At 70.5% G+C, this 12,634-nt stretch carries 11 protein-coding genes and 2 pseudogenes; 8 read left to right on the forward strand and 5 right to left on the reverse strand.

The window, feature by feature from the left end:
• The first annotated feature begins 4 nt into the window (after nt 1-4).
• From LTL01_RS06415 to LTL01_RS06445, 7 genes and pseudogenes are all read left to right on the forward strand, one after another.
• Nucleotides 5-307, forward strand: a complete 303-nt coding sequence (locus LTL01_RS06415; RefSeq protein ID WP_236967877.1) for a hypothetical protein — start codon at nt 5-7, stop codon at nt 305-307.
• A 163-nt stretch (nt 308-470) separates the two neighbouring features.
• Nucleotides 471-803, forward strand: coding sequence for a DUF7882 family protein (locus LTL01_RS06420; RefSeq protein ID WP_236967878.1), 333 nt, complete (start codon nt 471-473; stop codon nt 801-803).
• Nucleotides 790-1,053 (forward strand): hypothetical protein, encoded by a 264-nt coding sequence (locus LTL01_RS06425; RefSeq protein ID WP_236967879.1) that lies wholly within the window; start codon nt 790-792, stop codon nt 1,051-1,053. Before LTL01_RS06420 ends, LTL01_RS06425 begins: the two co-directional genes overlap by 14 nt.
• An 86-nt stretch (nt 1,054-1,139) precedes the next feature.
• Nucleotides 1,140-1,355, forward strand: a complete 216-nt coding sequence (locus LTL01_RS06430) for a hypothetical protein (protein ID WP_236967880.1) — start codon at nt 1,140-1,142, stop codon at nt 1,353-1,355.
• 482 nt (nt 1,356-1,837) lie between these two features.
• A pseudogene (locus tag LTL01_RS06435) lies at nt 1,838-2,854 on the forward strand (PLP-dependent cysteine synthase family protein); the annotation flags it as partial.
• Between the two features lie 41 nt (nt 2,855-2,895).
• On the forward strand, nt 2,896-4,068 hold the full coding sequence (locus LTL01_RS06440; RefSeq protein ID WP_236967881.1) for a cystathionine gamma-synthase: 1,173 nt from the start codon (nt 2,896-2,898) through the stop codon (nt 4,066-4,068).
• Between the two features lie 93 nt (nt 4,069-4,161).
• On the forward strand, nt 4,162-5,724 hold the full coding sequence (locus tag LTL01_RS06445) for an SLC13 family permease (protein WP_053546463.1): 1,563 nt from the start codon (nt 4,162-4,164) through the stop codon (nt 5,722-5,724).
• A 16-nt stretch (nt 5,725-5,740) separates the two neighbouring features.
• Here the strand turns inward: LTL01_RS06445 and LTL01_RS06450 are convergent, their stop codons facing one another.
• Nucleotides 5,741-6,817: an SDR family NAD(P)-dependent oxidoreductase gene (locus tag LTL01_RS06450; protein WP_236967882.1), complete on the reverse strand. Its 1,077-nt coding sequence runs from the start codon at nt 6,815-6,817 to the stop codon at nt 5,741-5,743.
• Nucleotides 6,818-6,942: 125 nt separating this feature from the next.
• On the opposite strand from LTL01_RS06450, the gene LTL01_RS06455 reads away from it, so the two are divergent.
• Nucleotides 6,943-7,260 (forward strand): DUF7882 family protein, encoded by a 318-nt coding sequence (locus tag LTL01_RS06455; RefSeq protein ID WP_053546461.1) that lies wholly within the window; start codon nt 6,943-6,945, stop codon nt 7,258-7,260.
• Nucleotides 7,261-7,443: 183 nt separating this feature from the next.
• On the opposite strand, the pseudogene LTL01_RS06460 reads toward LTL01_RS06455, so the two are convergent.
• The 4 genes and pseudogenes from LTL01_RS06460 to LTL01_RS06475 form a co-directional block, all read right to left on the reverse strand.
• Nucleotides 7,444-7,746, reverse strand: a pseudogene (locus LTL01_RS06460) (DUF7882 family protein); the annotation flags it as partial.
• A 74-nt stretch (nt 7,747-7,820) separates the two neighbouring features.
• Entirely contained in the window at nt 7,821-9,224 is a 1,404-nt protein-coding gene (locus LTL01_RS06465) for an aspartate aminotransferase family protein (RefSeq protein WP_236967883.1), read from the reverse strand.
• Between the two features lie 126 nt (nt 9,225-9,350).
• Nucleotides 9,351-11,699 (reverse strand): beta-xylosidase/alpha-l-arabinosidase, encoded by a 2,349-nt coding sequence (locus LTL01_RS06470; RefSeq protein ID WP_505187744.1) that lies wholly within the window; start codon nt 11,697-11,699, stop codon nt 9,351-9,353.
• 49 nt (nt 11,700-11,748) lie between these two features.
• Nucleotides 11,749-12,633, reverse strand: a complete 885-nt coding sequence (locus LTL01_RS06475) for a carbohydrate ABC transporter permease (RefSeq protein WP_236968185.1) — start codon at nt 12,631-12,633, stop codon at nt 11,749-11,751.
• Between the last annotated feature and the right edge of the window lies 1 nt (nt 12,634).

Raw genomic sequence — 12,634 nt, forward strand, 5'->3', positions numbered from 1 at the left:
TCCCATGAAGACCGAACCCGTCCGCCACCTGGTGCTGGAGGCTCTGAGCGCGCGCTCGTGGCGTCTGTGCGACCGGTCGGCGGCCGCCAGCGATCCCTCTAAAGTGGTCGCCTACATCGAACAGCCCGAGGGCGGCGGCTATGACGCCGCCTGGGTGCGCGCCGGTGGCGTCGTGCGCCACTATCGGCGCCTCGACGACATCTTCACGGATGCCGCCGAGCTCGCCACGGGAGAGGCGATCCGCCCCGGTCGCAAGCCCGCCCCGATCCCCGCCCGCCCGCCGTTCACGCGGCGACCCGCCACCTGACGCGGACGTGCGCGCCCATTGGCCTAGCCCGCTGGGTGCCCTGCGTCAACAGGATGGTGCCCCCGCTCCCGGCCTGCCATCGTCGACGGAAACACCCCGGGCTGCTCTTCGCATCGCTTCTCGCACACCGCGGGCCCGGTTTCTGGACATCGAGGGGATCCTCATGGGCAAGTTCATCTACGACGGGTCGGTCAAAGTCGACTTCGAAGACCGCACCCTCGCACACCTGCAGCTGGTGATCGGCGCGAAGCTGCGCCGCGGCGAACCGTTCCATTTCACCTGGAAGGACGACTCCAGCATCGGTGACGGTCGCACCACGGTGTGGGTGCATCCGCGTTCGTCGCTCGTGTACAAGTACTACGGCAGTCGCAAGCCACGCTTGAACATGGCGTGGATCGACGCGCTCGCCTACACCGCCAACTCGCCCGCCGGGCTCTACCTCGTCCCTGAGCCGATGGACGTCGCACCGAAGGGGGCCACCGATGAAACGCATTGACATCGCCTACGGCGGCGACCACTACAGCGTCGGCGGGCGGTCGCTCACCGAGCTGCAGGACGAGATCCTCACCGGACTGGCACAGGGCACCCACTGGCTGCAGGTCAACGACGGGGAGGGGGAGCCTCGTCCGTCCTATCTCCTGATCTCAGCAGGAGTGCCGCTCGCCCTCATCCCGATCCCCGACGACGCCCCCGAAGTCTCGGGTGGCGAGATGTGGGACGACGAGGGGCACGAAGTCCATCTCTGAGCACAGGACGAGGCGCGAGCGGAGAGGCTGTCAACCCCCTCCGCGTTCCAGGTGACACGCGCGCAGACTGGCGGTCAGGAGGTCGAATGGAAGAGCAACTCCCGTTGCCGCCGATCGAGAACTGGTGGCCCTATCTCAGCGTCAGCGCGCGCCACGAGGTGCGCGGCGCGCCCGATGATGACCTCAGCCGTCACGTCCGCGCCGAGATCGAGCGTGCCCTCGGCATCCGCGTCCCCCTGCGTGCCCACCTCACCAGCGACGACCAGCGCTTCGTCGACTTCGACATCAACGCCGCCGACTGACCCGCCCCGCCCAGCGCGATCCCGCGGCCGCCGTCGGCTCGCGGGTCTCGCGTGCCGAACTCCTCAGAACCGTCGCCTAACCGGCCGCAACCCGGCGTGTGCGCGGGCGCACGCGGTGGATTTGAGGAGTTCGGCCCGCGCCGCGCCCGCGCCGGAGCGGCGACGGCACCGCCGTCCGCACGGCACCGGCCGGGTCCGGGCTGGGTGCTTCGCCGGGCCGAACTCCTCACAAACGTCGCCGAGCCGGCCGCAACCCGGCCTGTGCGCGGGCGCACGCGGTGGATCTGAGGAGTTCGGCCCGCGCTGGAGCCGGTACGGGCGAGCGGACGGGGGACGGTCGCGCGTGCCCGCGGGGCGGGCTAGACTATCGCGCGTGCTGACCTGTCGTTGTCGTCGTTGCTGTCTCTGAAGCGCTCGCTTCACCCTTTTCTTCCGCAACCCGACGACCGCGCCCTTCGGCGCCGACACCTCAGGAAACCACCGTGCGCTACGCCCACAGCGTCATCGATCTCATCGGTGACACCCCCCTCGTCCGACTGAACCGCGTCACCGAGGGCATCTCCGCCACCGTGCTCGCCAAGATCGAGCACGCCAACCCCGGCGGGTCCGCGAAGGACCGCATCGCCCGCAACATCATTGACGCCGCCGAGCGCGACGGACTCCTGAAGCCGGGCGGCACGATCGTCGAGGCCACGAGCGGCAACACCGGCGTCGGGCTGGCGCTGATCGCACAGCAGCGGGGTTACAACTGCGTCTTCGTCGTGCCCGACAAGGTCGCCGAGGACAAGCGGGCGATCCTCCGGGCCTACGGCGCCGAGGTCGTGGTGACGCCCACGGCGGTGGAGGCCGACGACCCGCAGTCGTACTACAAGGTGTCCGACCGTCTCGCCGAGGAGATTCCCGGCGCCTTCAAGCCGAACCAGTACGACAACCCCAACGGCCCCCGCAGCCACTTCGAATCCACCGGCCCCGAGATCTGGCGCGACACCGACGGGCGCATCACGCACTTCGTCGCGAGCGTCGGCACCGGCGGCACGATCACCGGCACCGGTCGCTACCTCCGCGAGGCGTCCGGCGGCACGGTCCGCATCGTCGGCGTCGACCCCGAGGGGTCGCTGTACTCCGGCGGTCCCGTCCACGGGTACCACGTCGAAGGCGTCGGCGAGGACATCTGGCCGAAGGCCTACGACCCGACGATCGTCGACGAGATCCACCGCGTCGGCGACGCCGAGTCGTTCGCGATGACCCGTCGTCTCGCCCGCGAGGAAGGCCTCTTCGTGGGCGGCTCCAGCGGCATGGCGGTGGTCGGGGCCCTCCGCGCGGCCCGCACGCTCCCCGCCGAGGCCGTCATGGTCGTGCTCCTCCCCGATCACGGCCGCGGCTACCTCAGCAAGATCTTCGATGACGACTGGATGCGCGCGCAGGGCTTCGATCCGGACGCCGTCATCCCGGCATCCGACATCCCGGGCCGCATCCCCTCCCTCCCGACCGACCCCCACCCCGAGACCGAAGCCGCCCCCGCAGGCGAAGGAGACCGAGCATGAGCGACACCCACGAAAGCGACTCCCGCGAGCGCGGATTCGGCACGCGCGCCGTGCATGCCGGCCAGGCCTTCGACCCCACCACCGGCGCGGTCATCCCGCCGGTGCACTTCTCCACCACCTACGCGCAGGACGGCATCGGCGGACTTCGCCAGGGGTACGAGTACGGGCGGAGCGGCAACCCGACCCGCACCGCACTCGAGACCCAGCTCGCCGCACTCGAGGGCGCCGCGCACGCCCTGTCGTTCTCGTCCGGTCTCGCCGCCGAGGACGCGCTGCTGCGCGCCGCCCTCGTCCCGGGTGACGAGGTGCTGCTCGGCAACGACGTCTACGGCGGCACGTACCGCCTGCTCTCCCGTGTGCTCGGCGGCTGGGGCGTGAAGCTCCGCGTCGTCGACATGAGCGATCTGGATGCCGTCGCCGCCGCGATCGCCGAACGCGCGCCCCAGATCGTCTGGGTCGAGACCCCGAGCAATCCGATGCTCCGCATCACCGACATCGCCGGTCTCGCGCGGCTCGGACAAGACGCCGGCGCCCTCGTCGTCGTGGACAACACCTTCGCCTCGCCGGCGCTGCAGCAGCCGCTCGCCCTCGGCGCGGACGTCGTGGTGCACTCGACGACGAAGTACCTCGGCGGGCACTCCGACGTCGTCGGCGGCGCGCTCGTCCTCAACGACGACGCGCTGTACGAGAAGGCGAAGTTCCTGCAGTTCGCCGTCGGCGCCGTCTCGGGGCCGCTCGACGCGTGGCTCACCACGCGCGGCATCAAGACCCTCGAGCTGCGGATGCGACGCCACTCCGAGAGCGCGCAGCGGATCGCCGAGCATCTCTCCGCCGACCCGCGCGTCGCCGCCGTCCACTACCCGGGCCTCCCCGGCCACCCCGGCCGCGCGCTCGCCGCCTCGCAGATGTCCGGCTTCGGCGGCATCGTGTCTCTCGAGCTGGCGGATGCCGCGGCGGCGCGCCGCTTCGCCGAGTCGACGCGGCTGTTCCAGCTCGCCGAGTCGCTGGGCGGTGTCGAGTCGCTGATGAACTACCCCGATGAGATGACGCACGCCTCCGTCCGCGGCACCGAGCTCGCCGTTCCGGAGCGCCTCGTGCGGCTGTCGGTCGGCATCGAGAGCGTCGAGGACCTCCTCGCCGACCTCGACGCCGCGCTCGCCGGTCTCTGACGCGCTGAGCCTCTGACACGCCGCGGCCGCGGTCCGGAGTAGTCCCGGCGCGCGGCCGCCACGCCGCCGCGCGCGCGATGGCATGCTGAGGGCATGGACCCCATCATCGCGACCCTCGTCATCCTGGCGGTCGCGGTCGTGGCGTTCATCAGCAACCGCGTGCCGCTCGCGGTGGTCGCAGTCGCCGTGGCGCTCGCGCTGTTCTTCACGGGTGTCCTCACCCTGCCGCAGGCGCTCGCCGGCTTCGGTGATCCCACCGTCCTCTTCATCGCCGCGCTCTTCGTCGTGAGCGAAGCGCTCGATTCGTCGGGGGTCACCGCGTGGGCGGGGCAGAAGGTCATCGGCCGGGCGGGCACGCGCCGCGGCATCCTCGTCGGGGTGATCTCGCTCCTCGTCGCCGTGCTGACCGCGTTCATCAGCATCAACGGGGCGGTCGCGGCCCTCCTGCCACTGGTCGTGGTCGTCGCCGCCCGCGCGGGCATCCCGAGCTCGCGGCTGCTGATGCCGCTGGCCTTCGCCGCCTCCGCGGGGTCGCTGCTCCTCCTCACCGGGACGCCGGTGAACATCATCGTGTCGGACTTCGCCGCCCAGAACGGCGGCCGTGCGTTCGGATACGCCGAGTTCGCGCTCGTCGGGATTCCGCTGGTCATCGGGACCATCGCGATCCTGCTCCTCCTCGGCGATCGGCTGCTGCCGGTGCGCGAGGGGGCGCTCATGCCCGTGGACCTCGCCCGCCACGCGCGGCTGCTCCGGCAGCAGTACGACCTGACCCTCGACACCGGCACGATCCTCGGTCCGCAGAGCGGTGTGACCGAGATCGTCGTCGGGCCGCGTTCGCCGCTGATCGGGGAACGGATCGCCCCCGGGATGAAGACCCCGGGCGGCGATCTCGTGATCCTCGCCGTGCGTCGCGGCGACGAACCGGCGCGCGGCCAGGAGCTCGTGCTGCAGATCGGCGATGTCCTCCTCCTGCAGGGCGAGTGGGACGACCTCGTCCGGCACGCCGCGCTTCCCGGCATGCTCGCCGTCGACGCGCCGGACCGACTCCGGCGCTCGGTGCCGCTCGGGCGGGGTGCGCGGCGGTCGCTGGTGATCCTCGGCCTCATGATCGTGCTCCTCGCGACCGGTCTCGTCCCGCCCGCGGCCGCCGCGCTCCTTGCCGCCGGCGCGCTTGTCGTCACGCGTGCGGTCAGCGTGAACCAGGCCTACCAGGCGGTGTCGTGGACGACGGTGATCCTCATCGCCGGGATGATCCCGCTCTCCACCGCCGTCTTCGAGACCGGCACCGCCGACCTCGTCGCCGGCTGGCTGCTCAGCCTCCTGGGGGACTCGGGTCCGCGCGTGGCGCTGTTCGCCCTGTGCGTGCTCACGCTTGTGCTCGGTCAGCTCATCAGCAACGCCGCGACGGTCCTCATCGTCGCGCCGATCGCCGCCGCGGTGTCGATGAGTCTCGACCTGTCGATCCAGCCGTTCATGATGGCGCTCACGGTGGCGGGCGCCGCGGCGTTCTTCACCCCGATCGCGACGCCGGCGAACCTCATGGTGATGGAACCGGCGGGCTACCGGTTCGGCGACTACTGGCGCCTCGGCGTGCCGCTGGCGATCTTCTTCCTGCTGATGGCGGTCTTCTACGTGCCGCTGATCTGGCCCTTCTGAGCCGCCCGCCCGCGTCTCACGCGGCCGACCATCCTCCGTCGCTCGGCAGGATGGCGCCGGAGACGTTCACGCCGTCGTCCGAGAGGAGGAAAGTGATGGATGCCGCGACCGCTTCGGCCTCGGCGGGGTCGGGCATCACCACCATGGCGGTCTGGATCCGCTCGGCGGCCAGCGGAGACGCGAAGGACGCCTCGATGTTCGTGATCGTCGGACCGGGGGCGACGGCATTCACCCGGATGCCGCTCGGACCGTAGACGAAGGCACTCGAGCGCGTCAGCCCGACCACGGCGTGCTTCGACGCGGTGTAGGCCGCTCCCGCCGCCGAGCCGCGCAGCGCCGCCTCCGAGGCGACGTTGACGATGGATCCCGCCGCCTGGGCGAGCATGGTGGGGATGACCGCGCGCATGAGCTTCATGGTGCCGTCGACGTTGACGCGGAAGACGCGCTGCCACACCACATCCGACACCTCGCCGACCGGGGTCATGTCGTCCATGATCCCGGCGACGTTCGCCAGACCGTCGATCCGGTCGCCGGCCGCTTCGACGATCCGGGCGACGTCGGCGTCGTCGGTGATGTCGGCCACGAGCGGCATCACGTCCGAGTCCGGAAGAGCGGCGGCGAGGTCGTCCAAGCGCTCGGCACTCACGTCGACGGCGATGACGCGCCCGCCCTCGCGCGCCACGCGCGATGCCGTGGCGCGGCCGATACCCGAGCCTGCTCCGGTGACGATGACGGTCCGCCCCGAGAATCGTCCGAGATCCACCCGCTCCGCCCACGCGGGGGCGGAGGCGGCGGAGGTCGGGGGAGCGTCCGGCGCCGGAGCGGTCGCGGCACGATCGGCCCCGGAGCCGATCGTTCCCGCCGGGCTTTCGCCCGCCTGCGCGCGGCGGACGATCTCGTCGAGCATCTCCTGCGTGAAGGCGCCGCGGCTGAGCGAGACCAGGCGCTTGATGGCGAATCGCCGTACCGGCTTGAACGCATCCGGCGTCTGCCCGGCCTGCGCGAGCAGATCCGTCAGGATCGCATTGCCGACGGGATCGGCGAGCCAGTCGGCGATGGAGGTGTCGGCGGTCAGCGGTCTGGGGGTGCCCATGGGGTCTCCTCGTCGTCGAGGCCACATCGTCCGGCCTGATCCGACGCTACGCGGATCGCGTCGGTGCCGGTAGAGGTTCCGTCCGCCCGGTCGCCCGTGGGGGATCCCCGCAATAGGCTCATCCCATGGGCAGGTTCATCTACGACTCCACCGCGACGTCGGTGGAGATCGACGACCGTACGCTGGCGCATCTGCGGATCGTGGTGATGAACAAGCTGCGCCGGTCGGAGTCGTTCATGTTCGACGCCGAGATGGGTGACGGATCGGGGCGACGCAGCTTCTGGATGCACCCGTCCGTGCCGATGCAGTTCCACTTCTACGGCGGCCGCAACCCGCGCATCAACCGTCACTGGGTGGAGGCGATGATGCTCGCGGCCAGCGGCCCGCACGGGCTGCACATCCTGCCCGAGCCGCCCGCCGACGACACCCCCGAGCGCGGCTGACCCCCGGGGCGCGCAACACGCGCGTCAGCTCTCGATCTGTCCTTCGCCGCGCGAGATGTTCTCGACGCTGAGCTTGTCGATCTCGAGGTGGTCGACCTCGACGTTGCCGAGGTTCACGCCGCCGTCGCCCGAGATGACTCCCGCGCCGTCGGCGGCTGCGTCGGACACGATCGGGACGGGCCCGGTGTCGAAGTGCTCGGCGACGAGGGCGACGCCCCCGGAGGAGTTGGCGGAGTTCGCGAGTTCCTCGATCCATTCGCGGCTCAGTTCCGTGGGCTCCGGATCGTCGAAGACGAACCGCAGCGGGATCGCCGGGTGCAACCAGATCGTGCTCCGGCCCCGCGGCTGATCGTCAGGATGCGTCCACGACAGAGTGAAGGTCTCGTCGCGACGGAGCTTCGTGGCGATGACGACCTTGAGGTGCGCCAGAGCGCGGTCTTCGATGTGGATCGGGGTGTCCGACCCGCCGTAGTAAATGGTTCCCACGGATGAACTCTAAACCCCCCGGGGGCATCCCGCGCGGCATCCGCGGACGCTTTTGGACACGTGTCTCCGAAGCGTTACAGGCGGGTCCACGCCTCGGTGAGGACGCTCCGCAGAATCTGCTCGATCTCGACGAATTCGCTCGGCCCGATGGTCAGCGGCGGGGCCAGCTGGATGACCGGGTCGCCTCGGTCGTCGGCGCGGCAGTAGAGGCCCGCGTCGAAGAGGGCCTTGGAGAGGAAGCCGCGCAGGAGCCGCTCGGACTCGTCGTCGTCGAACGTCTCCTTCGTCGCCTTGTCCTTGACCAGCTCGATGCCGAAGAAGTATCCGTCGCCGCGCACGTCGCCCACGATCGGGAGATCGGTGAGCTTCTCCAGCGTCTGCCGGAACAGGGGGGAGTTCTCGCGCACCCGCTCGGGCAGGCCCTCCTCCTCGAAGATGTCGAGGTTCTCCATCGCCACGGCGGCCGAGACGGGGTGACCGCCGAAGGTGTAGCCGTGATAGAACGCGCGGTCGCCGTGGGCGAAGGGCTCGTAGATCCGGTCGCTGATCACCGTTCCGCCGAGCGGGGAGTAGCCGCTCGTGACGGCCTTGGCGAAGGTGATCATGTCGGGCTGATAGCCGTAGGCGTCGCAGGCGAACATGTGGCCGATCCGACCGAAGGCGCAGATGACCTCGTCCGAGACGAGGAGGACGTCGTACTTGTCGCAGATCTCCCGCACCCGCTGGAAGTATCCGGGGGGAGGGGGAAAGCATCCGCCGGAGTTCTGCACCGGCTCCAGGAAGACGGCGGCGACGGTGTCGGGGCCTTCGAACTGGATCATCTCCTCGATGCGGTCCGCCGCCCAGACGCCGAACTCCTCGAGGCTGCCGGTGGGGGCGCCCATGTCGCCGGCGCGGTAGAAGTTGGTGTTCGGGACGCGGAAGCCGCCGGGGGTGAGGGGCTCGAACATCTCCTTCATCGCGGGGATGCCGGTGATGGCGAGGGCGCCCTGCGGGGTGCCGTGGTACGCGACGGAGCGTGAGATGACCTTGTGCTTGGTGGGCTTGCCCTGCAGCTTCCAGTAGTACTTGGCGAGCTTGAACGCGGTCTCGACGGCTTCACCGCCGCCGGTGGAGAAGAAGACCTTGTTGAGGTCGCCGGGCGCGTAGTCGGCGATGCGGTCGGCGAGCTCGATCGCGGCGGGGTGCGCGTACGACCAGATGGGGAAGAACGCGAGCTCCTCCGCCTGCTTCGCCGCGGCCTGGGCGATCCGCTTGCGGCCGTGTCCGGCGGCGACGACGAACAGGCCCGCGAGACCGTCGATGTAGCGCTTGCCCTGTGAGTCCCAGATGTGGTGGCCCTCGCCCTTGACGATGATCGGGACACCGGGGCCGTCGGTCATCACCGACTGGCGCGCGAAGTGCATCCACAGGTGGTCTTTCGCCATCTGCTGGAGTTCGGCTTCGGTTCGGGGGCGGCGGTCGGTGGAGATCGACATGGTGGGCCTTCCTTCGCTTCCTCCCGACGATACCCGCGCGCTCTCGGCCCCGGTGGGACGGATCGTCCGGTTCCGCTCGTGGCCCCGGCGAACCGTCCGCCGGGGCCACGAGCGGAGAAGGGCGGGTCAGCCGACGGAGACGGGAATCGGCGAACCCGCCGGCACGGCGTCGGAATCGACGTCGGCGGTGCGGGGGAGGGAGGAGACCACGGATGTCGCGACCCGGGGGTCATCGGCGTGCACGCGGTGGACGTCGCCGGTGATCGTGATGCGCGCGGTGGTCTCGCGCACCGCGCTGGAGGGCCCGACCCACAGGTCGACCTCGCCCGGCTCGACGATGCGGGTGTAGGAGCGGTCGCTGAACGCCAGCCGCTGCGTCGGGACCTCGAAGGTGACGCGCATCGACTGCCCCGGCTGCAGTGCGACGCGGCGGTAGGCCAGGAGCTGCGCGGTGGGACGCGTGATGCTCCCCACGAGGTCGTGGCCGTAGACCTGCACGACGTCGTCGGCGGCGACGGCGGAGTCGTTCCGGACGGTGACGGCCACGCGGAAGCTCCGTCCGGCGACGACCTCGGCATCCGTCGTGAGGTCCTCGTGCCGGAACGAGGCGTAGCTGAGGCCGTGTCCGAACGGGAGCACCGGGGTGCTGTCGGCGCTCGTGACGTCCGACGGGCCGCTCAGGAGCGGATGCAGGTACGAGTACGGCTGCGCACCCGCCGAGCGCGGGAGCGACACGGGGAGGCGCCCGGACGGCGACACGGCGCCGGTGAGGATCCGCGCCAGTGCGGTGCCGCCCTCTTCGCCCGGGAAGAACGCCTGGACGACCGCGCCGGGGCGCCCCTCGCCCTCCACGGCCCACGCGATCGCGTAGGGACGGCCGGTGAGCATCACCATCACGACGGGGGTGCCGGTCGACGCGACCGCCTGCACCAGCGCGCGCTGGGCGCCGGGGAGATCGAGCGACTCGACGTCGTTGCCCTCGCCCACGGTGCCGCGCCCGAACAGGCCCGCGCGGTCGCCGACGACCACGACGGCGACGTCCGCGCCACGGGCGAGGTCGACCGCCTCGGCGATCCCGGAGGTGTCCTCGCCCTCGACCGCGCAGCCGACGGCGTGGGTGATCTCGGCATCCGGCAACGCGGTGCGCAGCGCCTCGAGCACCGTCGGGATCTCGAAGCCCATCTCGGTCCCGGGGTGGTGGGCCAGGACGTGGTTGGCGAACGAGTAGCAGCCCATGAGCGCTTCGGCGCTGTCGGCGTTGGGACCGACGACCGCGATGCGACGCGTGTCCGGGGCGAGGGGCAGCACGCCGTCGTTGGTGAGGAGCACCGTCCCCTCTTCGGCGAGGCGTCGCGCCAGCGCTCGGTGGGCGGGGGTGTCCAGGTCGACGTCGGTCGGCGGGGTCGAGAAATCGGCGTCGAGGAGGCCGAGCTCCTCCTTCTGCACGAGCACGCGCGTCACGGCGAGATCGAGGACCTCGGGAGCGAGGATGCCGTCGCGGACGCGATCGGCCAGCGCCAGGAACGCGTCCCCGGTGGGCAGCTCGACGTCGATGCCCGCTTCGAGAGCGATCTGCGCGGCCTCGCCGAGGTCGGCGGCGACGGCGTGCATGGACTTCAGGAACGCGACGGAGAAGTAGTCCGAGACCACGACGCCGTCGAAGCCCCACCGCTCGCGGAGGAGCTCGGTCAGGTACTCGCGGGACGCGGCGACGGGGACGCCGTCGATCTCGGCATAGGAATTCATCACCGAGCGGACGCCGCCGTCGCGGACCGCCATCTCGAACGGCGGGAGGAACACGTCCTCGATCTCGCGCCGACCCGCGTGGACGGGTGCGTGGTTGCGTCCGGCCTGGGTCGCCGAGTAGCCGACGAAGTGCTTCAGGGTGGCGTGGACGCCCTCATCCTGCAGTCCGCGGACGTACGCGGTCGCGATCGTGCCGACGACGTAGGGATCCTCGGCGATGCACTCGTCCACCCGGCCCCAGCGGGGGTCGCGGATGACGTCGAGCACCGGGGCGAGGCCCTGGTGGATGCCGAGCTCACGCATCGAGGCGCCGATCAGCCGCCCCATCTCCTCGACGGCATCCGGGTCGAAGGCCGCTCCCCACGCCAGCGGCGTCGGGAACGTCGCGGCCTTCCACGCCGCGAGGCCGGTGAGGCACTCCTCGTGCACGAGCGCGGGGATGCCGAGACGCGTCTCGGTCTGCAGGCGCCGCTGCTCGGCCCACAGCCACTCCGCCCGCGCCTGCGGGTCGACGGGACGTGTCCCGTAGACGCGGGTGAAGTGGCCGATGCCGTCCGTGATGGCGTCCTCGAAGCGCGTCGAGGTCTTCATCTCGCCGGCCATGGGCGCCACGACGTCGTCGCCCTGGTCGATCCAGAAGCCCACGAGCTGGGCCACCTTCTCTTCGATGGTCATGCGCCCGAGGAGCTCGAGGACGCGAGGGGATGCCGGAACGGCGGGAGTTGTCACGATTCTGCTTTCTTGACGAGCCGAGGCGCTTCGCGAGCGGATGCGGCGCTCAGCCCTTGACGGCGCCGGTGAGCCCACCGACGATCCGACGCTCGAACAGGCTGAAGAAGATCAGCGCGGGGAGCATCGAGAGCGAGGTGAACGCGAGCACACGGGCGGTGTCGACGGAGTACTGGGAGGAGAACTGCTGCACACCGAGGGGCAGCGTGAACGCCGCCTCGTTGTTGAGGATGAACAGCGGGAGGAGGTAGGCGTTCCAGCTGCCGATGAAGGCGAGGATCGACACCGTGATGACGCCGGGGATCGCCAGCGGCAGCACCATGCGCCAGAAGAACGCCAGGCGTCCGCATCCGTCGATGTACGCCGCTTCCTGGATCTCGTCCGGGATCGCCCGCAGGAACGGCACCAGGATGATGATCGTGACCGGGAGTGCGAACGCGATCTGCGGCAGGATGACGCCCGGGAGGCTGTTCATCAGGCCGAGGTTGCGGATGACGATGTACAGCGGGGTGATGGCGACCGTGATGGGGAACATCAGTCCCGCGGCGAAGAGCGCGTAGAGCGCGCCGCGTCCGCGGAAGCTGTACCGGGCGATGACGTAGCTGGCCATGAGGCCGAGAGCGACCGCGCCGGCAGTGGTGGCGAGCCCGACGATCGTCGAGTTGCCCACCTGCGTCCAGAACTGCGGGGCCGTCAGGACGCTGGCGTAGTTCTCCCAGCGCCACTCGGTCGGGAACCCGGACGGGCTGACGGTGATCTCGGAGTTGCTGCGGAACCCGCCGATGATGATGTACAGCACCGGACCGAGCATGAGTCCGATGACCACGAGCGCGATGAAGTAGACGCTCGGCGGACCCCACGGCAGCTTCGGGCCGGGAGCGGGCCGGATGCCGCCCCGACGCTTGTCGGCGGCGCGACGGGTGGTGATGGTCATG

Source organism: Microbacterium aurantiacum (genome assembly GCF_021654035.1).
GTDB classification, from domain to species: domain Bacteria; phylum Actinomycetota; class Actinomycetes; order Actinomycetales; family Microbacteriaceae; genus Microbacterium; species Microbacterium aurantiacum.